We start from the raw sequence: 21,849 nt of genomic DNA, 5'->3' as shown, positions 1-21,849 counted from the left end.
ACTGGTTTAACCCCGTTAATCCTGTTTAACTTTTGGTGATAGAGCGGAAAACTAGCGTCGCATTTTCCGGTATCATGACTCTAAAAACGTAGGTCTAATCCTGTCTCTGGTAAGGTTCGGGCTTTCTTCTTGCACCGCTGGCGATCGAGTCGGAGTTTCTAAAAGCCCCCGCTTTTAAGCGTGGGGTTCCTTACAAACCGTGACAATATTTGGTTTTAGGGTACTCAATAAGCCAAAGTTTCTAAAGTTTCCCGCAGATAGGAACGAACCTGCTGATCGATGGTGGCATTTTGCTGCTGACGCTCAAAATTGAGTTCTAGCTGCCAGCGTTGAAATCCTGAACTTGCGCCGATCGCGGATTTGAGACTGCCCCAGATTTCAGAATCTTCGCACAGCTCGATCGGCTCGGCGGCTTGAGGTTGTTGTGCGATCGGTAGATAATTCGCCATATTGTTATACCTCTGTTTTAATCCCCTGTAAGGATTGAAAGCTGACCTTGACACTCTCTATTATAGATTCTTCTCTCCAAAGAGCCAACCTAAAATATCCACAACCTGCGATTAAAAATTAAATATTAAGACTATTAATAATCTCTATCCGAAGAGGGGCCTTACCTATTTTTTTCACAGCATACATCTGTACAAATTAAAGTAGCTTAAACTACAATTTTTCCCCTCTTAATTTTTTATTTCACTTTTTTTCGATCGACTCTTCGGGTAGGGATGTAACGCCGTTGGTGTCAGCAGGTTCTGGGTTGACAATACTGCCGGCAGAATTCCCTATGCTGGATGCTGGCCCAATTGACTCTGCGGGTGCAGCCACAGCGGCAGTTGTCTCGGCTGCCAAAGCCGGCAAAAGTCGATCGACTTGCCAAGGCGCGATCGTAAAATCCTGCCGAATTTTTTCTAAAACATGAGGCTTTGTCGCTGCAAATTCTGATTCCGGCGTCAGCAAAACCGCCATGACACTAGCCGACACCTGCAAAAACAAATTGCTAGCTAAAAAAGCAGCAACTGCCAACAACAATCCAGCCACTCGCCAGGAAGGAGGAAAGGGAGCAACCGTTGCCGCGAGGGGAGCCAATCGGTAGAGTTGCCACAAAATTATTGCCAGCAAAACAGCGACAAAAAGAGCGATTCCTTGATTTAACTTTGTTTTAAACCGAGTCAGAAGCCGGTGCTGCACAGAAGTTAAATTCTGGGGTTTCACCGCCACAACTAAAATACTAAAAATGTAAAAAGGGCGGAACCACTGCATCCACAGCACAGGAACAATACCTGCTACAGCCACTAAAAACATTTCTAACCAGACAGGGAGCAGGGGAGAACCCACTGCCAGTCCCAGCAAGCACACTCCCAGGAAAATCGGCAGTGTAGCCGCCCCAGAAAGGTGAATCCACAAAAAAGGATCTGACCAAAAAGAACGCACTTTAAATAATTATGAGTTATGAATTAGGAGTTTTGAATCTGGGATTTTGAGATTTTGGGATGCACTCTTGACTCTGAAATCCGATGCCAGGAGTAAATATTTAGCTATCAAACCGAGGACTTACAAGCAGAAACCTGGTTTATTTCGGTAATTCTTATTTGAGGGAGCGAATTTTAAATTTTAAGCCAGGGTAAAGACGATTAGGAAGTTCTTAATTCCTTCTTCCTTCTTCTTTCGGTCAACTGTCAACTGTCAACTGTCAACTGTCAACTGTCAGATGAGTTTGGGAGTATTGAGAGAAGAGAATAGTTGCGAGCGATCGGCAATTTGGTTGCGATCGCTCAAAAATTCTCTTCCCCCTCAATACTCACAACTCAAAACTATTGAGAGAGAGTCCGGCGTTTAGTAACCATCCGGTAGGCTTCAATCATATCGCCATCCGCCCAGTCGCTAAACCCGCTCAAGGAAATGCCGCATTCAAAGCCAGCATTGACTTCCTTGGCATCTTCCTTCATCCGTTTGAGGGAGTCGAGGACACCTTCGTAAACGACATTGTTGCCGCGACGCACCCGCACCTTACAGTTACGGATGACTTTGCCAGAGAGTACCATACATCCAGCCACAGCCCCGCGACCGATCGCAAAGACAGCGCGCACTTCTACTTGACCCAAAGGTTCTTCCACCAATTCGGGTTCCAGCAGGCCTTCCATCGCCCCTTGAATGTCATCCAAGAGGTTGTAGATGATGCTGTATTCCCGCACGTCTACGCCAGCTTGGTCAGCCGCGAGGCGAGCGTCGGTGGCCAGAGTAGTATTGAACCCGATAATTACAGCATTACTGGCTGCTGCGAGGTCAATATCCGTTTCTGTAATTTCCCCAGGAGCAGATAGCAGCAGTCGGAGTTGAACTTCTTTTTGAGGAAGTTGAGTCAGAGCGCCGACAATTGCTTCGAGGGAGCCTTGGACATCTGCCTTCAAGATCAAGTTGAGTTCCTTGAGAACGCCTTCCTTAGCTTGTTGAGAGAAGCCACTGAGGCTGATCCGGCCGCCTTGCAGCAGGCGTGAATCTCGTCGGGAGGTAGCTCTTCCGCTTGCGATCGCCGCAGCTTCTTTTTCGTTTGCGAAGACATCAAACTCGTCTCCGGCGCGAGGAACTTCCCGCAGCCCCAGCACTTCCACCGCGAAGGATGGAGTTGCGTGTTCTACGCGATCGCCCCGGTCATCGATCATGGCGCGCACCTTGCCCAAAGCCGAGCCTGCGACCACAATATCGCCCACTCGCAGAGTGCCGTTCTGCACCAGCAGAGTTGCCACAGGCCCCCTTGCCTTGTCGAGGTGAGCTTCAATCACAGTACCCTTAGCCGGTCGGTGCGGGTTAGCGTTGAGGTCTTCCATTTCCGCGACTGTCAGAATCATTTCCAACAGCGTATCCAGGTTTTCGCCTCGGATCGCGCTGACTGGAACCATCGTGATATCGCCGCCCCAGTCATCTGCCACCAAGCCGTACTCAGTAAGCTCTTGCTTCACCCGTTCCGGCTGAGCACCCTCCTTGTCAACTTTATTGATAGCCACGACAATTGGCACTTTCGCCGCTTTCGCGTGGCTGATCGCTTCAATTGTCTGGGGTCGCACGCCGTCGTCTGCCGCCACCACCAAGATGGCGATGTCCGTAACCCGTGTTCCCCTAGCCCGCATCGCTGTAAAGGCTTCGTGACCGGGCGTATCCAAAAATACCACCTGCTGGCTCTTGCCTTCGTGTACCACATCCACGTGGTAAGCACCGATGTGCTGGGTAATGCCCCCAGCTTCTCCCTGAGCCACCTTGGTTTTGCGGATCGAGTCTAGCAAGGTAGTTTTACCGTGATCCACGTGACCCATAATCGTTACTACTGGGGGACGGCGTTCGAGGTATTCCAAATCCGCTTCGTCCAGCATCTCGATCACTTTGATAGCTGGGGCTACTTTTTCTGGGGTTTCCACCTCTACGCCCATTTCTTCGGCTACCATCCTCACCGCTGGAATGTCCAGGGTTTCCGTAATATTTACCGCAATTCCTTTAGAGAAAAGCCGCTTAATAATTTCGGTTTCGGGAACAGCCAGAGTAAGTGCTAGTTCTTGAACGGTCATCGGCCTGCTCAGCAGCAGCTTTTCTGGACGTTCTACCTTAGCTTCGGCTGTTTTGCCCCGGTTGCCGCGTCCCCCGCTCGAGCCGGAAGAACTTTTATCGTGAGAAGGGCCTGGTCTCTTATTTTTTCCGCTGCTTCCGGGTGCGCCCGGAGTTGGTGTTGACTTGGGTGCTGCTTGTCCCTTCGCTTTAGCTGGGCGGGCTAGGGACAGGCTGACCGTGACTGGTGCTGGCAGATCCAACCCGTTTTCTAAGTCATCGTCATCCTCGTCTATGGGTTTGAGGCGAGAACGTTTTGCCTTAACAGCCTTAGCAGCTTTGGCAGCATCTGAGTTTTCGTCATCATCTTCTTCCCAAATGACCGATGTCTTTTTGGCAGGACGAGGGAGGGAGGGCCTTTCGAGGAGAGGAATCTCCAGCAACGGCGTATTATCTTCTTCATTGTCATCAGTGTCATCCCCTAGCGCTCCGGTGCCACCGCCCCGGCTACGCAGCCCGGTAGCTGACGTTGCGGGGGCAATGCTCCGGCGCGGCCCACCGGGTTGGGGTCGATCGGCAAGTGGAGTTTTGACTGGCCCACCAGCGCCTTCCCGGCGCGGTATGCGCGCGTCGCGAGATTCGGTACCTCCCGGTGCAGGTCTGCTGGGGCGGCTCGGTTTAGCCGGCGCTTCCAGAGTTTCTGACTGTCCTGATTGCTCTTGCTCGGTTTTTGCAAGTTTGAGTACCGGCTTGTTTCCCAGATTTTGTGGGCTACGGCTAGCGGACTCGGACGCCCCTCTGACTGGCGGCGACGTGAGTTTTGCCGAGGGCGCAGGAGGGGCGATCGGCGGTTGCTGGGTGCGTTCTGGAGCCTTTTCCGACGGCGGTTGAGGTGCCGCCGGTGCCTGAGCCTGGGCGGTGGTTTCCGGGGCGATCGCACCTACAGTTTCCGACACTCTTTCTGACGGAGCCGCCGACACAGCGACATTTGGCTTCGACAGTACAGGTCGATTGATATTCGGTTTAGCTGGCGGCTGGAGTTGTTGAGCTGCAGGCGACTTGGGAGGAGTTGCCACGGTTGCCGCGGGCTGGTTTTTGTTTTCCTCGTTGCCTGCAGGCTGGGAGTTTGCACCAGCCGGCCGTACTTTTGGACTGCGTATTTCTAAAATTTGCTGCTTTTTTTGTTGGTCGTTAGGGTGAGGGCCAGATTCTCTAGATGGCGCGGCTGCTCTTTCGGGTGGAGCTGGCTTGCCGGGGGAAGAGTGGCTACTGGCTACGTATTTTTCCGCCGTTTTGCGAATGCGCTCTGCTTCGGATTCTGTAATTGTGCTGCTGTGGCTCTTGACTGAAATATTGAGCCGCTCGCAAACTGCCAAGATGTCTTTATTATCCAAATTTAGTTCCCGTGATAATTCGTAAATTCTTACTTTGCCGTTGTTCATCCACTCTGCCCTCTTTTGTGCCAACCAGTTTTTACATTGTGATTTTTTGTGCTAATGACGACATCATTCGGTGTGATTGATTCAGTGTCAGGAATCGGGGTTTTGGTACTCGCTCAGCAATTTTATCTAAAAGATGCAACTCGCTGAAGTCTGCGGTTGAAGAATTCTCAAGTCTGTTTGGGAACTTGGAACTCCGAAGTCTGAGTTTTGGCAAAACCCACTCTCTCCAGCTTCAAAGTTTGCCTTTCCACCTTGAGGATACCTCTGCTAGTACCCTACCCTTATCTAATCTGACACAAATCTTTCCAGACTGGTGGGCAGATCGGATTGGGGTTTTATAGCTGGCGCTACCGGTAATTACTGGTAGGGCTGCCAAGAGGGTTTATACAGTCGATGCCGAACTACTGTCGGTTTTTCGTCCGGCTAGGCCAGAGTAAGATGTACAGTCAGATGTGGCTAACCGCTGCCAAAGTGTTTGGTACAGTTCGTCAGACACAGACGCTTTGAGCGATCGCCCAAGTCGATTTTTTTTCTGAGCTGCTTTGAGGCATTCTGCTTCCCGACAAAGGTAAGCAGAACGGCCCATGCCACGATCTAATTGTACCTGATGAGAAGGATAGAGCCTGACTACTCGCCAAAAAGCTTCCTTAGGAGCTATTTTTCGACAACTTGCACAGCACCGGTAGTTCGGTTTCATTTCTTGTCAGAGGGGGAGTAGGGGGAGAGGAGCGAGTAGGGGACAAGTCCTCCTTGTCTCCCGAAGATAGAAAATCTTATGACAAGGAGTCAGAAGACAGAATTCAGAATTCAAAATACGCCATGCCCTAAGTTAGGGGTAACGGTTACGGAAAAATTTTTTTGTGCTCCACGATTCAAATCGCGGGCTTTCAACCTCGATTCTCCCTCCTGTCGCACAGAACCCATGCTGGATTCTGGCTGTTGAATTCTGAATTCTTCTTCGGTAAATGTCACAGTTTTTAGACTGCGGCTTCGGTTTCCTCCGTAGCGGCTGCCTCCTCTTCCTCAAATTCTGCGGTTTCCTCGTCGTAGTCGCCTGCTTCCTCGTCGTAGTCGTCTGCTAGTTCTTCGAGCCTGGTTGCTTCTGCTGCCAATTTGCTGTCTTCGGCGGCGCGATCGTACTTAGCAATATCTTTGATATCGATTTTCCAACCTGTCAGGCGGGCTGCGAGGCGCACGTTCTGACCTTCTTTGCCAATGGCAAGACTCAGTTGGTCTTCAGCGACCAAAATGTGAGCTCTCCTGCCTTCTGGAGCAACTAAACGCACTTCATCTACTCTAGCGGGACTCAGAGCGTTAGCAATATAAGTTGCGGGGTCTGGAGACCAGCGGATTACGTCGATTTTTTCGCCACGCAATTCGTTGACTACTACCTGAATCCGCGATCCCCGCGCTCCGATGCAGGCTCCTACAGGGTCTACGTCGCGATCGAGAGTATCAACTGCTATTTTAGTCCGGGGGCCGACGTGCCGGGATGGCGGATTTGCCTCCCTGGCTACGGCGACAATCCTCACCACCCCGTCTTCTATTTCTGGTACTTCGTTAGCAAACAGGTAAACCACCAAACCTGCGTCGGCTCTAGAAACAAGTAACTGCGGCCCACGAGTTGAGCCTTCGCCTACTTTCTTGAGATAAACCTTGAATGTAGCGTTTGCCCGATAATTGTCGTTGGGCAACTGTTCGCGCTTAGGGAGTTCGGCATCTACTTCTGGCTGACCGAAGCTGCTGGTAACTGCTAAAATTACCGACTGCCTCTCAAACCTGAGCACTCTTGCTTGAAGAACTGTTTCTTCTAAATCTTTAAACTCTTCTTGAATCATTTTGCGCTGTTGGTCGCGCAGTTTTTGAGCGAGAACTTGTTTGGTCTGGATCGCGGCCATGCGACCAAATTCTTTTTGATTTGGTGTTACGTCTACGAGCACGATGCTACCCGGTTGAGCTTCCGTGGCTACTTCTTGCACTTCCGAAAGTGAGATTTCGTGATCGGGATTGATGACTTCTTCGACAATAGTTTTGTTGGCTAAAACGCGGAAACCTTCTTGTTCTGCGTCGAGTTCTACATCAAAGTTGTCGAAGTATTCTTCGCTGAAGTGATCCAGTTTTTGGGTACGACGGTAGCGTTCGTATCCTTTGAGCAGGGCTTCTCGCAAGGCTGCTTGGACGGCGTGTTTGGGTAAATTGCGTTCTTTGCTAATACCTTCGACCATTTCTTTTAGTCCGGGCAGGGGAACCATTGACATATAAAAGTCTCCTTTTTTGCTGTGGTAACAAGTAACTGGTAATCGGTAATTGGTACTTGGAAAATTTCGCGGGAAAGTGATGACAGAGGAGTGATGAGTTACTGAATAGGATTAGGGGAACTCGGTGCTGTAACAATTTATTTGTTGTTCCTATTCAACCCGCTGCTACAGATGTGATTGTTAAAAATTAACTCGCAGCCAAGCGTTTTCAGCTTGCTGCGAGGCAATCGCAAAACTCAACACTCAACACTCAAAACTCAAAACTTCCCTTTACATCTCCTTTCCTTCGTCTAGTTCAACTTTGACAATCTGAGGGCGGGGAATTTTAACCTGTCGCCCTTTTTGATTGAGATAAACCGCTGTTTCATCCCGGCCCAGGAGTAGGCCTTTCCACTCTTTGATTCGCGAGTCGGGTTCGGTGGTTTTTGCTGTCACGGGGAAACCTTTAAAGGTAATAAATTCTCGATCGCTGCTGAGCAATCGGGATATTCCGGGACTGGAAATCTCTAGCACGTAGGCATCGGGTATGATGTCGGCTGCCTCTAACTCGGCATCGAGGGCTGTGCTCATGCGCTCGCAGTCGGCTAAACCAGTGTCTTGTTGGAGGTTGCGGATGTCTACCCGCAAGACGGGAGGGTTTTGGTTGGTGTGAAACACTGCTCCCACTACTTCCAATCCCAGTGTTTCCGCAACGGGGGTAGCTAAGTCAATGATTTGTGGGATTAGGGGATGAGTCATATCGAATACTTAAGTTAAAACTCCTAAACTCGGACACGGCAAGGAAAAATTTGTTGTTGAGATTGCTTGGTTTTGAGGTGGTTTGATTAGGTGGCTGCGACTTTCGTCTTCAACTTTGGGACTTACCCGACATCCCAGCAGGGATCTCAAGCGGGGGGATTACCCCTACTAAATCAGTCCTCAACTTGCAAGTCAGACGCCCTGAGCTCTTTTCCTGCGACTAATGCAACAAAAAAAGTGGGCTTGACCCACTCCTAGGTAAAACAATTTCTTCCAAGAAGTTTGAGGACTTCTTCCGATCGAAGGGAGGCCTCAGTTCTCAGTTTAGCTCGATCGCCCGCCCGGTGACAAACCGATCGCCATCGGCGGACTGTCCGAGGGCAGAAGGGGAGAGCTGAGAGGGGGAATAAGGACGACTTCATCACCGTTTTGGAGTGGGGTGGGGCGAGGGCAAATTCCTGGTTGATATTCAAGCGGGTGCGATCGATCCTAGAACAGGGGGGAAGTGGCACTGAGGCGTTCTAGGACTTGCGATACGGGAGTTGCTTTGGGAAATTCTAATTTCTCTTCGGACAAGCCCTCTGCTTCTCGATAGGTGGCAAAGAGTTTGACAGTGATGGTGATTGGTAGATTAGACATGGGCGATCGCCAGATTAACGATATATTGACAAAATAGCCCAACTAAGATTCACCCTAAAAAATCCCCTTTACTAATGCTGAATTGGAAGCTCAATTACAAACTCTACCCCCCATTCGGGCGAGGCAATGCAACTCAGCTTACCCCCATGTTTTCGTTCTACGATCTCCCGGCTAATAGACAAACCTAAACCTGTCCCTTTACCTACTGATTTAGTAGTAAACATCGGCGTGAATAAATGTTGCATTACTTCCTGAGTTATGCCAACCCCATTATCAGCAATCCGAATCACCACTCTGTCATCCTGAAGCATTTCTGTGCAGATCCGAATCTGTGGAGTGTCATTACTCTGTTTCTTTTCCCCGCACAGCGGACAACTAATCGTAGACTCTTCTAAAGCATCAATTCCATTCGCCAATATATTCATAAACACCTGATTAAGTTGCCCCGGATAACACTCTACTAGCGGCAATTCCCCATACTCTTTAATGACTGCAATTCCTGGGAAACTTCCTTTAGATTTCAGTCGATGCCCTAAAATTAATAAGGTACTATCTAGCCCATCGTGAATATTCACTGGCGTTAGTGCCGATGTATCCAACCGAGAGAAATTACGCAGTGACATAGAAAGATTGTAAAGTCGCTCTGTTCCTAGCGCCATTGAATCAATAATTTTGGGCAAATCTTCAACAATAAAATCTAACTCAATCTCCTGGGACTTATCCTCAAATTCTGATATCGAAGTAACGTTGTGCTGGCAAAGCCGAGTCATCCCGATCAAATCGGCAATATATTCCTTTGCAATAGGGATATTATTGGAGATAAAACTAACTGGATTGTTAATTTCGTGAGCCACCCCAGCTACAAGTTGACCAAGACAAGCCATCTTTTCACTTTGAACGATTTGCACTTGAGCTTTTTTAAGATTATCCAAAGCTTGAGAAAGTTCAGCCGTTCGTTCTTCCACCCGTTTTTCTAACTCCTGCGCGAGCTGATGTAACGCTGCTTCTGCTGCGAGCCTGTCTTCAATTTCCCGTTTGAGAAGCAGATTTTGGTCTGCGAGAGTTTTAGTCAAAGAACGCAGTTTTAAATGGAGGTTGACGCGAGCTAACACCTCCTTTTGTTCAAAGGGCTTAGTAATGTAATCCACAGCCCCTAGATTAAAGCCTTTGACCTTATCTCCTATGTCCGAAAGAGCCGTCATAAAAATTACCGAAATTTCGTTCGTCAACGGACTTGCCTTCAGGCGATGACAGGTTTCAAACCCGTCAATTCCTGGCATCATCACATCTAACAGAATCAAATCAGGTTGACTATATTCAGCCTGCTCGATGGCAGTTTCACCATCAGTTGCTACCAATATCTCCCATCCTGAATTAGCTAAAGCTTCAGAAAGCACGTCCAGATTACTAGGGTTGTCATCGACAATTAAGATGGTGCTGGTTTCCATATTTTCTACCTTCATTCTTTTTCTGTTCGGTGGGATGTAATAAACTCTTTGATTTTTTTGACCTGATAGCCTTGGGCTAACTGGCGCAGCTCAACAGCAAAGGACACAAATTTCTGATCCAATTTCTCTAGGTGCTCACTGCGCTTCACAATTCCTTTCACGTTGCCTCTCATCGCCATTTCAAATAAAAGTTCTATTTCTCCTGGGGGGGGAGCAACTACAGATTTCGATTCAGAAAGTGATTTAGGATCAGAGGAAAAGGGAATAGTGCTGATTTTTTCACTTTTGTGTTCGTCATATATCCATTCAAGTTTTAAATATTTTTGCAACATCTCAAATAGCTCTTCTGCCTGCACTGGCTTACCGAGAAAATCCTTGGCTCCCCCCTCCAAACTTTTATGTTGGTCGGTAGCAAATACACTGGCAGATGAAGCAATGATTGTCACGTCTTTATAGTGTGACAAATTTCGGATACGGCGCATCATCTCAAAGCCATCTAACACTGGCATCACCAAGTCAGTGATAATCAGATCAAACTTAAACTCTTCTACTTTTTCTAAACCTTCTTGACCGTTTTTAGCTTCGGTTACTTCAAAGCCGAGGGGTTCCAGGAGATTGACAATGACCGATATGTTTTCCCATTTGTCATCCACCACCAAAACTTTCTGCTTTCTACCTTGGTAGCCAACCAGCTTTCTTTGCTGGGCAATCGTGGCTGTATTTGCCCAGTCTGCCGCTTCCGGTAAATCCAAATCTACCCAAAAAACACTGCCGACTCCTGACTGACTTTTTACTTGGATTGTACTACCCATTATTTCGACAATTTTCTGGCTAATTGTTAAACCGAGTCCGGTTCCTTCCGCCTGACGCTTGCTGTCTCCTACCTGTTCAAAAGGCAAAAATATTTTTTCTAATTGTTCTGGTGTCATACCAACGCCAGTATCTTCTATTTGAAACCGAATTTTGTGAATTGGTGAGGCTGGCTTTTGGTCATGGCTTTGTACCTTTTCACCTGTCCCATTTTCCAGATGTTCTATCTTAAAAGTCACTCGTCCCGATTCGGTAAACTTAATTGCATTGCTCAGTAAGTTAATTAGTACCTGTCGCAAGCGTTTCTCGTCAGCGTAGATGCCAGCAGGAATTTCCGAACTGGGTTGATAAACAAAAGCCATTCCTTTTTGTTCGGCTCGGATGCGGCAGATTTCTGCGACTCCCTGCAAAAAGGAAGGAAAATGGAAATCTTTCGCGTACAGTTCCAATTTCTGAGCTTCAATTTTAGCGAGGTCTAAGATGTCATTAATCAGGGTTAACAGGTGGGAACCACACTGGTGAATAATACTGATGCCTTGGATATCTTTCGGAGCCATCGTTGTTGAGCGTTCTAGGATTTGAGCGTATCCTAAAATTCCATTGAGTGGCGTTCTCAATTCGTGACTCATATTCGCTAAAAATTCACTTTTAGCTTGGTTGGCAGTATCTGCGATTTGTTTGGCTTCTGTGAGTTCGGCGGTGCGTTCTTCTACTCGGATTTCTAGCTCGGAATTGGTCTTAGCTAGCGCCTCAAAGGATTCGCGCAACTGTTGTGCCATAAGGTTGAAAGATTGACCCAGAACTTCTAGTTCTTCTACGCCTTTTACCTGCACAATTTTCTCTAAGTCGCCACTGGCGATCGCCCTAGAAGCTGCGATCAAACGGAGAATCGGGCTGGTAATCCAGCGTGCGGTTAAGATTCCCAAAACAGTAGCCAGCGCCAAGGCTCCGAAACACAACAAAATGGTAGTCTGGGTATTGGCGTTAATTTGATCCATGAATTCGCTTTCAGGAACTACGACGACGATCAGCCAGTCCAATCCTCGGCTATCCTGAAAGGGCATAACTTGGAGGAATTCCCGCTGGCTGGCGATCGTAAAATCCAATTGCTGAGAGCTATTAATTTTAGTGAGGTCGCCAAAGTGTTCTTTTAAATGCGCTGTTGTCAGCCGGATTAAATCATCTGTGCTATCTAAAGCATTCAGGCGATCGAGCTTGTCATTGTGGGCGATAAATGCTTCTTTGAGAGTTGAACTGGCTACTAGGAGTCCAGAACGTTCCATAATGAATGTCTGTCCCGAACGACCGATGTTTAAGCTGTGCAGGAAGTCACTGAGGAAAGAGATCAGAAAATTAGCAACGAATACCCCGCGCAATTCGCCACTTTCGTCATAAACTGGATGTCCGGCAGGAAGCGAGAGGGTTTTCTGACCTGTAAGTGAAAAAATTTCGCTCCATGTGGGCTTGCCTAAGCGTACACTGTCTTTATACCATGAACGGGTGAGTATATTGTAGTTTTGGGAGACTTTTAACAGCTTCGTTTGATTACCTTTGCTATCAGATTCATAAATATGAAGTTCATTCCGATGCTCTTTGTCTGCTATTTTAAAAACTACTTTGCCATTCTCTTGGCGTTCAATGGCAATGAATTCTCCAGTTGTAGTAGCAAAACCCATATTGGGCAGAGAAGGAAAGGCTTGAATTTGCTCCCACAAATAGCGCTCCGTACTCTCCAATTCGTCTGGATTTAAGTACCCTAGGCGAAGGGCATTGGCATTCAGTTGATTGACGCGAGGGGCTGTGTCTAGGTATGTGTTGAGCTGCTGCTGGATGCGGGCCGTAATTTCACTCCGCAACTGACTAGCAACTTCGTTGACTGCTTTTTGCCCGTTGCGTAAGGATAGCCAGCCTGTCAGCCCGACAGCAGCAAATATTTGCAGAACGAATGGGAATACTAAAATTAGGCGCAGGGACACCTTTTTTTTAGAACGGTTTGACAGGAAAGTGGTTGCAGAGGTCTGTGACATTGATTGGTGTTACTCCTGGGGTAACGAGTTGGCTGAAAAATCTCAGTGGATTGATTGAAATGAGGCTGAGGAAATATATATTGAAAAGCAATCTCTAGCCTTTCTCAGTAACATGAGGTGCTCTGGCGGGCATAGGGCATAGGGCATAGGGCATAGGGCATAGGGCATAGGGCATAGGGCATAGGGCATAGGGCATAGGACTCGCCCCCATACCTCACCACGCTTGAGAACCGCTATATATAGAAAAGCAATCTATAATAGTTAGTGAAAAGTTTGAGACAGTAACTTGCTTACACAAGCATGGCTACTTACGTGTTTTCTCTGAGATCGTTATAATAAGAGCTGACTAAAGATACTGACGCGCCTTACTTTTTCTAGCATTTGTAATTTTTTTTAGCCTGTAGGCAACCCGTTAGCAATCATATCTAATAGATTACTTGGTTTAGAGCTATTTGTAGTAGTTTTTAACTTTACTTTACAGATTGACTCTAAAAAGTATAATCTCATCAAACTTACATATATATTGATATAATATACTTCTAAAAAAATTGACCGAAAGCATCCAGGATACAAGCCCCCGGATTCATTCCGAAAGCAGACTCAGGACCGGTGAAATAAAAAACCTGTATCCGATGAAACTTGCCCCCCGAATTTATCCCTGGGGTCAATGCTTCAATCTAAAATCTCAAATCTAAAATCTAAAATCGATTGACCTTTCTCGCTAAAAACATGACACGCCAGGCCGCTGAGAACCCTAACGGCGGTCGGGAGCATCTCAATGAAAGCAGCAAAGCTCGAAATTGGAATTAGGAGTCAGGAGTCAGGAGCCAGGAGAAAAGAGTCAGAAGGAAGAAGAAAGAAGTGTTTTTGCAAATATGATATGCTCCCCGGCGGTCTAACTCACTACCGCGCTGAAGATTTGAGGCACAACCCTGCAGATGACTCTCGTAGAGAATGCCGATCGCACATGAAACTTTACAATTCCAGCAAGTTTCATGTGCAGGAGTAATCTCCAAGACGAGTTTTTCTTAGACATTTCCTGCCATAAGGCAGACAATTGATGTAGACTGAGATAATTCACTCAAAAAACCCAATATGTCCACATATGTACCACCAAGAATCGCTATTCAACGACTTGGAGTATGTTCAAAAACCCTTGAAAGGTGGGAAAAAGAAGGGAAAATCAAAGCATACCGAACGCCGTCAGGACAGCGACGCTACGACGGAGACTCAGTTGTCAATATTCCATCTACTAAACCAACCATCCTCTACGCCAGAGTTAGCAGTCGAAGTCAAAAAGCCGACCTTCTACGACAGACTGACTTTCTTCTGTCTCGCTACCCCGGATGTGAAATTATCCAAGACATCGGGAGCGGACTTAACTTCAAGCGCAAAGGTCTTATCGCCCTACTGGAACACATTTACACAGGCGACATCGGAATGGTTGTCGTTGCCTCAAAAGATAGATTGTGTCGGTTCGGGTTCGATATTATCTCATGGTTTGCGGAGCGGGGCGGGTGTAAGATTCTGGTTCTCAACAATAGTTCACTTAGTCCAGAAAGAGAAATCGTTGAAGACCTACTCGCCATCATCCACGTCTTCAGTTGCCGATTGTACGGACTCAGAAAGTATAAAAAGCAAATCATTGAAGACTTTGACGTACCGAGTTTACCCAAAGGGGGAGACGAAGAAAGTCTGGATGTTGAGAATTCACGCCAATCGCAAAGTGTATAACAATGCAATCGCTTACCTGAATCAGCATCAAGGAAAGTTCACCTACTACACTGTAGACAAAAAGACTAATCAGCCAGTCTCAAAAACTTCCGGTCAGCAAGCTTTTCGGAGTTACTGTAAAACTCGCTTGTTGCGAGATAATCCCGGAATGGTGCAAAGAATTGGGAATAGCACATAGTTTGGACAACGCCATTTTCGAGGCTTATACAGCTTGGAAGAAAACCGACAAACAGCCAGCTCAGTTAGGTAAAGGAAAAAAGGCAAAACCCAATCCTTTAGTCGGATTGAAATTAGCTCGATTCAGGTCAATTCGAGCCCAAAAGCAGACTATTCAGTTCGCTCCGGGTGACTATAAGAACGGTCATCTAATGCTCAATGCTAGCAAAGGTCTAGAAAAACCTCTCTGGACTGGGCAGGATTCCTGCTTAATCAACTATGACAAGGCAGTAGAAGTCAGCTACAATAAGGGACGCTGGTTCGTAAATATGCCTATAGAGATGGACGTTCCCGAACCCAAAAATGGCGGCAAGACCATCGCACTCGACCCCGGACTGCGCTGTTTCCTGACTGGATTTGATGGCAATTCTTTTACTGAATTTGGAAAGCATGACTTTGGGAAGATTGCGCGATTGTGCCAGCATTTGGATAAGATGCAGTCAAAATTTGGATGCTCAAAGGGCGGTCAGTTTTCTCGATTGCGTTATCGGCTAAAACAAGCAATGGAGAAAGTTATAACTAAAATCAAACACCTGCGGTCGGAAATTCACAAGCAGGTAGCGAGCTATTTAGCACGGAATTACGATGTTATTTACCTACCTACTTTTGAAACTTCTCAAATGGTGGCAAGAGGTAGTCGCAAACTTAATTCCTCGGCGAGGGCGATGATGACTTGGGCCTTTTATCAGTTCTCGCAAACCTTAGAACATCTCTGTAATCGTTACGGTTCGAGATTGGTTAGAGTGACGGAAGAATATACTTCCAAAACTTGTACAAAATGCGGTCATATTCAGAGAAAGTTAGGTGGCTCTAAAACTTTTAGATGTCCCAACTGCGGTTATGAAATACCTCGCGATTTCAATGGCGCTTTAGGAATTTTTCTTAAAGCTTTGTGGGATACCACCATACTCTCAGACGTATCTGATGAGTGTGCTATATTCAGATTTTTGCCGATTGTCGGGATTGTCTGAATTAAAAGTATCAGTTACAGCAGGGTAATTGCTAATTGCTAATTGCTAATTGGGGAAGAAAAAAATAAGTAAAGCGGTGGAGACTTGCCCTAACGCGGGGCTATCCGTTGCAGTTCTTTGGCTTGTTCTAAAATTTTCTCGAAGTCTTCTTCACTCAACCGCTGAATGTAGTTGATTTTGAACTCTTCTAGAAAGTCGCACAGCAGCAGTTGTATTTCTTGCCAGGTTTGCTGCTGTTGCAGTTCGGTTCCTAAAGCTTGCCCGAAATGTTGGACTAGCTGGCTTGAGAGTTTCATGCCTATGGGGTCTTCGGTGGCGATTTTGAAGGCTTCGTAGGCATCTTGGGGGCCGAGGGTGGCTAATTTTGAGAGTTCTGCAACTAATTGCTGTGCTAGCTGTTCGGGCAGGTTTCCCAGCCCGGGTACTTGCTTCCATCCTTGATAGAGGGGGGATTGTTTGAGGAAGCTTTCAATATTGTACCGGAGGAGGGCTTCTAGGTCGGGCTGGAGTTGGGGGAGGACTTTGTAGACGGTTATTTGCACTAGATGGGTGGCGATCGCTTCTATTTCATTGATATTGTTGATGTCTAGATAGCGCTGTTTTGGGGATTTAAAGAGTTGACGAGCGAGTTCGCCTGTGGTAATTGATTGTTGCATCTGGTTGATGAGTTGAATTACTACAACTTCGGTCAATTCTTGGGCGAAGTTGGCGACGAAACCTCGGCTGATTTGGGTGCGTATGGGTTGGAGATCCGGCATTTTGGCTTGGTGGATGCGAATTGTGACGGGTAATACTCGCAACAGGCGCCAGAATGGAAGCAGCAGGAAGATGTCGTACCATCGCCAGAGCATGGCTGCTCGCCAAGTAACGCTGCGGTGGCGGCGGCTGATCGAGTAGGTACGGGCTAGAAATTCGATCGCGAATATGGCAATAAATGGCAGGTCGATTAGCCAGAAGTTATCGGTGAATTCGCCGTTTTCTCCAATCTCGCGGTAATAGTTGGTGGCGATTAATGGCTTGATTTTGGAGTCAAACCACTGGATTTCTTTTTGCCAGCCTTGTTTGTTTAAATAGTCTGGGCTCCAGAATCTTTGGAATGATTGTTTAGCGGAGTCTTGCGGATTCGGGGCGCGAGATCGCATCCGGTCTTTTATTTTTTCTAGGGTGCCACTTTTTGATGCTACTCGAAAGGGATCTTCGTCGATCATTTTCGCGCTCAGATTGTTTATTTCCTGCAATTTGGCTGCTACTTGGGGAGAGGGCAACCCTGTTTGCACTACTTGAATTTTTAATTCTTCTAAGGTTTCCAGATATTGCTGGGTGTCTCGGTGGGGTTTAATTCCTTTAAATGGGTCGTATACTTGAGTTAGAACTGGGAGTTGCCGGAAGTAGAAATCTCGCCCGGGCACGTAAGTTATGTCAAATAATACTAGGCTTAAATTTCCCAGGGCGACCAGTGCCATGAACCGCTCGAACCAAGGTACTTTCGGTGATTTTTTGCGGGAGTTTGGAGTGGGAGAGGGCAGTAGTTTTGGTGTCACTAGCGGTTCCTAATTAAGTAGACCTAGGGAAATAGATGTAACTGGTAATAGCTGAAAAAAGGAAACAGGGAAAACTGGCTAATTGTCTGGTCGCGCTCGGATGGCGATCGAGCAAGCTAGTATTTATTTTAACGTGCGTTTCTTGGGGAGTTGGGGATTGTTGATTTCGCCTGGTTAGGTAATAAATTATGCTGCTAAAATATTAAAGCCGATCGAACTTGACGGAAGCCGCAGCTCCCGTTAGTCTGCTTCTCTCTGGCAATAAAATTATATCTCAGGGGGAATCCTAAGTTTTTTTTTTGCCTTGCAGAGCTAAGTGGGCTGGTAATAAATTACTATTTCTGTTTGATCTACTGGCTATTTGACCGCTCAATCAAAGGTATTGCACGCAGCGGAGTCTAAGGTTAGATGAGGACTTCGAGTTTGAGGTCAAACCCTCAAGAGAGTTATACTTGCTCAGGGGCGGCAGTCGGGCGAGAGCGCCCCCTCCGATCGCGAGGGTGGCTGCCGCCTCCGTAAGGTTCGAGGTTTCGCCTCTACAAAAACCAGCTCGCGATCGGACTCTTGAATAATATAAAACCCTGAGTATAATTTTGTTCGCATTTTTTTAATATATGACATACTGCCTTAATCTCGATTGCCCAAGAGACAAGCGTCAGAACCCACCAGGCACAAAGTATTGTCTTAATTGTGGTTCAAAGCTGCTGCTAAAAGACCTTTATGCAGCAACAGAACCGCTGCGCGATGGGGGATTTGGCAGGACTTTCCGAGCTGTTAATCATGGAAAATTTGAGGAATTGTGCGTGATTAAACAGTTGTCACCCCCTCAAGAGTTTCAGCGGAAGCCCGGTCATTTTAAAAAATATGTTCGGCTGTTTGAACAAGAGGCAAGGCGGTTATACGAACTGAAGCACCCGCAAATTCCTCAGTTAATTTCTTATTTTGAGGAAGATGGGCGATTGTATTTAGTCCAAGAGTTTATTGATGGCAATAATTTAAAGGATGAGTTAGATAAGTACGGTGCTTATAGCGAAATTAAAACTTGCGAACTGCTGTTAGATTTGTTGCCTTTATTGAAGTTTGTTCACGACAGAAATGTAATTCATCGCGATATTAAGCCTGAGAATGTGATCCGCCGATCTCGCGATCGTAAGTTAGTGCTGATAGATTTTGGGGTTTCTAAACAGGTAGTAGCTGCTGCTCCCACCAAAACTGGAACGAAGTTGGGAACTCCTGGCTACGCGGCTCTAGAACAGCGTCACGGTAGGGCTGTTCCTGCTAGCGACCTTTACAGTTTAGGTGTGACTTGCATTCGCTTGCTGACTTCTGTTATGCCTTATCTGGATATCTACGGGGACATTCACGATGACCTTTACGATCCGCTTGAAGGCCGATGGCTTTGGAGGGAGGCTTTGCCAAAAGGAACACAAATTAGCGACGATTTAGGTCAGGTTTTGGATAAGTTGATTCAGGAATATGTTAAAGATCGCTACAAATCGGCTGTGGAAGTTTTGGATGCTTTAAAACCTCCTGTTGTTGTTGTCCCCGTGCTGGAAAAGTCGCAGCAGCCAACTGTTGTTAGTCCTTCGGTTCCGACTCAACCTGTGACTGATTCTCCGCTAATTTCTGTGAATTTAGAGTCCGAAAAAGGTATTGATTATTCTCACTTGGCAAGGCTGCTGGCTGCTAAAAATTGGCGTGGTGCTGATGAGGAAACTTCTGTGAAAATGCTGGAGGTGATGCAGCAAAATTCACGGGGTTATTTGAGCGAGGAAGATATTAGGAAGTTTCCAGCTAAGGATTTGCAGACTATCGATCAACTTTGGGTGCGGCACAGTCACCGCAGATTCGGTTTTTCTGTGCAAAAGGGTTTGTGGCTCAAGTTGGGGGGAAAGCCTGGTGTTTATGATGCTACAGTTTGGGAGAAATTTGGCGATCGAGTGGGCTGGCGGGTTAACAGCCAGTGGGTATACTATTCTGAGCTGAATTTTACTTCTAAGGCAAAGCCTGGACATTTGCCGGGGGGGACTGTTTTTGGGTGGGAAGGCGGGGTTTTGTGCGGTGTTTTGGGTTTGGGTGGGATCTGGTTTCTGCTGTCGCGGCGGGATTTGTAAAACTCACATCTTGCCCTATTCTCGCTTAACAGGCTTTCCGGCCTGTTCCACAAGAAAATTCACTCTTTGTGGAACAGGCCGGAAAGCCTGTTCATAAAAAACTTATTGAGAATGCTGCAATATCTCAGTAAAAGGAAGGTAGAAGGTAGAAGGCAGAATTTATTAGTTAGGCTGCACCCCAAGCGAAGTCCAAGTGTTAGTCATGAAAGAGTTTTGAGGGGAGGATCTCAATGAAAGCAGCCAAGCTAGAAATTGGAGTTAGGAGTCAGGAGTCAGGAGCCAGGAGAAAAGAGTCAGAAGGAAGAAGTCAGGAGCCAGAAGAAGTGTTTTTACAAATATGAGATGCTTCCATTTTGAGTTGAGAATTAAATAGTTAATAAATTTTGAGTTTAATCATCTGTTATGTAGAAAATATCTCTAAAAAAAGCGAAAAATAAGATATAATCCCAAACCCTTTTTTTTGTGCTATGTTCTTAGAGAAGGGCAAGTTTGCAAAGTCAAAAGCCAGTCCTCGGCGGTGGCCAACGAGGGGGACTGGCGTTGGCTCCAATTTACCAAGGAGATTTATCTAGTATGTTGCAAGAAAAACGTCTCAAGCCGTGGACTATAGTTCGCTCGCTTCCAAATGTGGAAAAGGTGGTTGTGGGTGAGTTTCGCAGTTGGTCTGATGCTGACGGTCACTTGAAAATTCTCAAGCGGATGGTGCCGACGGATCGATTGAGTGTTGTTTTCGATCCGGTAGTTCAATCGTAACGTCGCTGGTAAATTGATCGGCGTGCGATCGCTCTTTGAGCTAAGCGATCGCCTCTTTTTTTAGATACTGTTTTTTTACATAAAAAATGCGATCGCTAAACAGGCGATCGCAAATAGAATGATTGTCCTTAACTGCGGCGAATTTCAGTAATTTGGTCGGCAACATCCAAAATTCTTTGGGGCATGGATGGCCCGGTAAAAATCATATCCAAATGATGCGGCTTGTTGTCAATCAATGCCACCACTTCGACTTCGGGAATCAAGCCCAAATTAACCGCTAAACTCAATTCATCGAGAATAACTAAGGCATAACGACCTTCGCGCACCGCATTTTGAACATACTGCCACAATTGTTCGATCGATCGCGTCTCCAGCTCATCTAAATCGGCATTCTCAATGCTGCGTGACAAATCGCAGCGCACCCAATCTAAATTTTGCCCCAGCCGCACCGGATGCTGGTGCCCTTGATTAATTCCCCCTTTGAGGAACTGCACCGCCAGCACCGGAGCTCCCTGTCCTGCAATTCTGAGGGCCTGAGCCATGACACTGGTAAAAAAGCAGCGGTGCGGGCCTGTAAAAACTTGCACCAGCCCTTGAACTGTGTAGGGCAAGCTGTGGGTTAAATTGAGTTTAGGGGTTTGTAACTGAGCAACCATAGGGCAATATTTAATCAGCAACTAAGTCTTGAGTGCAGCTCCGACCTTAACGCGGCTGAAGCCTGCTTGACAATATATAGTGTACGGGGCCGAGTGCACATCGGATCGAACGCTAGATATACAAGTTGTCAAAAGCTCGCGGCAGTGGCATTCGCAGTCGTTTGTTCGATTTTTGAACTCAATTAGCACTTAGGCAGAAACGGGATTTTTTACTAAAATACGGCGTGGAGCTTGACATTTATACAGTTATAGGGTGAAAAACCAAGGTGATGAGAGTCTGGCGACGTCCAGGGCTTTTAAGAAAAGGTACAGACATCGCGTAAAATTTGAATGTCGCGGCACTAGGAGCAGGGACTTTGAGAGTGGTGATTCTGGGAGGGCCAGGAGCGGGAAAGGGAACTCAGGCTGAACTACTGTGCAGCAATTTGAGCCTTCCTTTGCTGGCTGTGGGGGACATTCTACGGGAGGCGATCGCAGAAGACACAGATTTAGGCAAGCTGGCGGTGTCTTATGTCGAGAGAGGGGAATTAGTTCCCGACGCAACTATGATTGAATTCTTTCGCCGCCGACTGCTGCTGTGGGATGTCTTTAATGGCTGGGTGTTGGAGGGCTATCCGCGAACGGCTTTTCAAGCTGAGGAGTTGGATTTTTTATTAGAGGATTTGGCTCAGCAGCTAGATTGGGCGATTTTGTTGCAAGTGCCGATCGAGGTTTTGCTGAGTAGGTCGATCGAGCGCGATCGATCGGATGACCACCCTGAAATTTTACAGCGTCGGCTCGATTTGTTCCACGAACGCACTATTCCTCTTTTAGAGTATTACGAATACCGCAACAAACTGTTAACTATTGATGGCGATCGATCCCCACAACAAGTCCAGCAGGATATTCTAAAAATAGTCAGTAGTCAGTAGTCAGTAGTCAGTAGTCAGTAGTCAGTAGTCAGTAGTCAGTAGTCAGTAGTCAGTAGTCAG

Annotated in this window: 19 protein-coding genes; 7 read left to right on the top strand and 12 right to left on the bottom strand. The window is 46.9% G+C overall.

Features of this window, described 5'->3' with window-relative positions; all coding sequences use genetic code 11:
* Positions 1 to 224: 224 nt before the first annotated feature.
* From QUA16_RS24505 to QUA16_RS24460, 10 genes are all read right to left on the bottom strand, one after another.
* Positions 225 to 449 (bottom strand): hypothetical protein, encoded by a 225-nt coding sequence (locus QUA16_RS24505; RefSeq protein WP_333029417.1) that lies wholly within the window; start codon positions 447 to 449, stop codon positions 225 to 227.
* Between the two features lie 241 nt (positions 450 to 690).
* A complete protein-coding gene (locus QUA16_RS24500; RefSeq protein WP_333107173.1) occupies positions 691 to 1,428 on the bottom strand; it encodes a low-complexity tail membrane protein in 738 nt (245 codons plus the stop codon).
* Positions 1,429 to 1,808: 380 nt separating this feature from the next.
* Positions 1,809 to 4,973, bottom strand: coding sequence for a translation initiation factor IF-2 (gene infB, locus QUA16_RS24495; protein ID WP_333107170.1), 3,165 nt, complete (start codon positions 4,971 to 4,973; stop codon positions 1,809 to 1,811).
* A 382-nt stretch (positions 4,974 to 5,355) separates the two neighbouring features.
* The gene (locus tag QUA16_RS24490; protein WP_333107168.1) at positions 5,356 to 5,670 is read right to left on the bottom strand and encodes a YlxR family protein; all 315 of its coding nucleotides are present in this window, start codon (positions 5,668 to 5,670) and stop codon (positions 5,356 to 5,358) included.
* Between the two features lie 110 nt (positions 5,671 to 5,780).
* Positions 5,781 to 5,945: a hypothetical protein gene (locus QUA16_RS24485; RefSeq protein ID WP_333107167.1), complete on the bottom strand. Its 165-nt coding sequence runs from the start codon at positions 5,943 to 5,945 to the stop codon at positions 5,781 to 5,783.
* A gap of 5 nt (positions 5,946 to 5,950) precedes the next feature.
* Entirely contained in the window at positions 5,951 to 7,231 is a 1,281-nt protein-coding gene (gene nusA, locus QUA16_RS24480; RefSeq protein WP_333107166.1) for a transcription termination factor NusA, read from the bottom strand.
* A 270-nt stretch (positions 7,232 to 7,501) separates the two neighbouring features.
* The gene (gene rimP, locus QUA16_RS24475) at positions 7,502 to 7,969 is read right to left on the bottom strand and encodes a ribosome maturation factor RimP (RefSeq protein WP_333040953.1); all 468 of its coding nucleotides are present in this window, start codon (positions 7,967 to 7,969) and stop codon (positions 7,502 to 7,504) included.
* Positions 7,970 to 8,458: 489 nt separating this feature from the next.
* A complete protein-coding gene (locus tag QUA16_RS24470) occupies positions 8,459 to 8,608 on the bottom strand; it encodes a MoaD/ThiS family protein (protein ID WP_333107164.1) in 150 nt (49 codons plus the stop codon).
* A gap of 71 nt (positions 8,609 to 8,679) precedes the next feature.
* Positions 8,680 to 10,056: a response regulator gene (locus QUA16_RS24465; RefSeq protein ID WP_333181392.1), complete on the bottom strand. Its 1,377-nt coding sequence runs from the start codon at positions 10,054 to 10,056 to the stop codon at positions 8,680 to 8,682.
* Positions 10,057 to 10,067: 11 nt separating this feature from the next.
* The gene (locus QUA16_RS24460; protein ID WP_333107159.1) at positions 10,068 to 12,893 is read right to left on the bottom strand and encodes an ATP-binding protein; all 2,826 of its coding nucleotides are present in this window, start codon (positions 12,891 to 12,893) and stop codon (positions 10,068 to 10,070) included.
* A 778-nt stretch (positions 12,894 to 13,671) separates the two neighbouring features.
* On the opposite strand from QUA16_RS24460, the gene QUA16_RS24455 reads away from it, so the two are divergent.
* The 4 genes from QUA16_RS24455 to QUA16_RS24440 all read left to right on the top strand — a co-directional run bounded on the left by QUA16_RS24455 (position 13,672) and on the right by QUA16_RS24440 (position 15,814).
* Entirely contained in the window at positions 13,672 to 13,902 is a 231-nt protein-coding gene (locus QUA16_RS24455; protein ID WP_333107158.1) for a hypothetical protein, read from the top strand.
* An 86-nt stretch (positions 13,903 to 13,988) separates the two neighbouring features.
* Positions 13,989 to 14,627, top strand: a complete 639-nt coding sequence (locus QUA16_RS24450; protein WP_333107156.1) for an IS607 family transposase — start codon at positions 13,989 to 13,991, stop codon at positions 14,625 to 14,627.
* On the top strand, positions 14,620 to 14,805 hold the full coding sequence (locus QUA16_RS24445; RefSeq protein WP_333107155.1) for a hypothetical protein: 186 nt from the start codon (positions 14,620 to 14,622) through the stop codon (positions 14,803 to 14,805). The genes QUA16_RS24450 and QUA16_RS24445 overlap by 8 nt, the downstream gene beginning before the upstream one ends.
* A 1-nt stretch (position 14,806) precedes the next feature.
* Positions 14,807 to 15,814: a transposase gene (locus QUA16_RS24440; protein WP_333181391.1), complete on the top strand. Its 1,008-nt coding sequence runs from the start codon at positions 14,807 to 14,809 to the stop codon at positions 15,812 to 15,814.
* A gap of 89 nt (positions 15,815 to 15,903) precedes the next feature.
* Here QUA16_RS24440 and QUA16_RS24435 read toward each other — a convergent pair whose 3' ends face one another.
* Complete coding sequence (locus QUA16_RS24435) at positions 15,904 to 17,355, bottom strand: hypothetical protein (RefSeq protein WP_333109329.1); 1,452 nt, start codon at positions 17,353 to 17,355, stop codon at positions 15,904 to 15,906.
* A gap of 614 nt (positions 17,356 to 17,969) precedes the next feature.
* On the opposite strand from QUA16_RS24435, the gene QUA16_RS24430 reads away from it, so the two are divergent.
* Together QUA16_RS24430 and QUA16_RS24425 are read left to right on the top strand one after the other, a co-directional pair.
* Positions 17,970 to 19,469 carry a GUN4 domain-containing protein gene (locus QUA16_RS24430; RefSeq protein ID WP_333109328.1) on the top strand — a complete coding sequence of 500 codons (1,500 nt, stop codon included), beginning with the start codon at positions 17,970 to 17,972 and terminating at the stop codon, positions 19,467 to 19,469.
* A 489-nt stretch (positions 19,470 to 19,958) separates the two neighbouring features.
* On the top strand, positions 19,959 to 20,222 hold the full coding sequence (locus QUA16_RS24425) for a hypothetical protein (protein ID WP_333109327.1): 264 nt from the start codon (positions 19,959 to 19,961) through the stop codon (positions 20,220 to 20,222).
* A gap of 128 nt (positions 20,223 to 20,350) precedes the next feature.
* Here QUA16_RS24425 and QUA16_RS24420 read toward each other — a convergent pair whose 3' ends face one another.
* Positions 20,351 to 20,878, bottom strand: a complete 528-nt coding sequence (locus QUA16_RS24420; protein ID WP_333109325.1) for a P-loop NTPase family protein — start codon at positions 20,876 to 20,878, stop codon at positions 20,351 to 20,353.
* 356 nt (positions 20,879 to 21,234) lie between these two features.
* On the opposite strand from QUA16_RS24420, the gene QUA16_RS24415 reads away from it, so the two are divergent.
* The gene (locus QUA16_RS24415) at positions 21,235 to 21,789 is read left to right on the top strand and encodes a nucleoside monophosphate kinase (protein ID WP_333109330.1); all 555 of its coding nucleotides are present in this window, start codon (positions 21,235 to 21,237) and stop codon (positions 21,787 to 21,789) included.
* Positions 21,790 to 21,849: the final 60 nt, after the last annotated feature.

The sequence above is a fragment of the Microcoleus sp. S13_C3 genome, assembly GCF_036700905.1.
Taxonomy (GTDB): Bacteria; Cyanobacteriota; Cyanobacteriia; order Cyanobacteriales; family Microcoleaceae; genus Microcoleus.
This window is presented reverse-complemented; position numbering and strand designations above follow the sequence as displayed.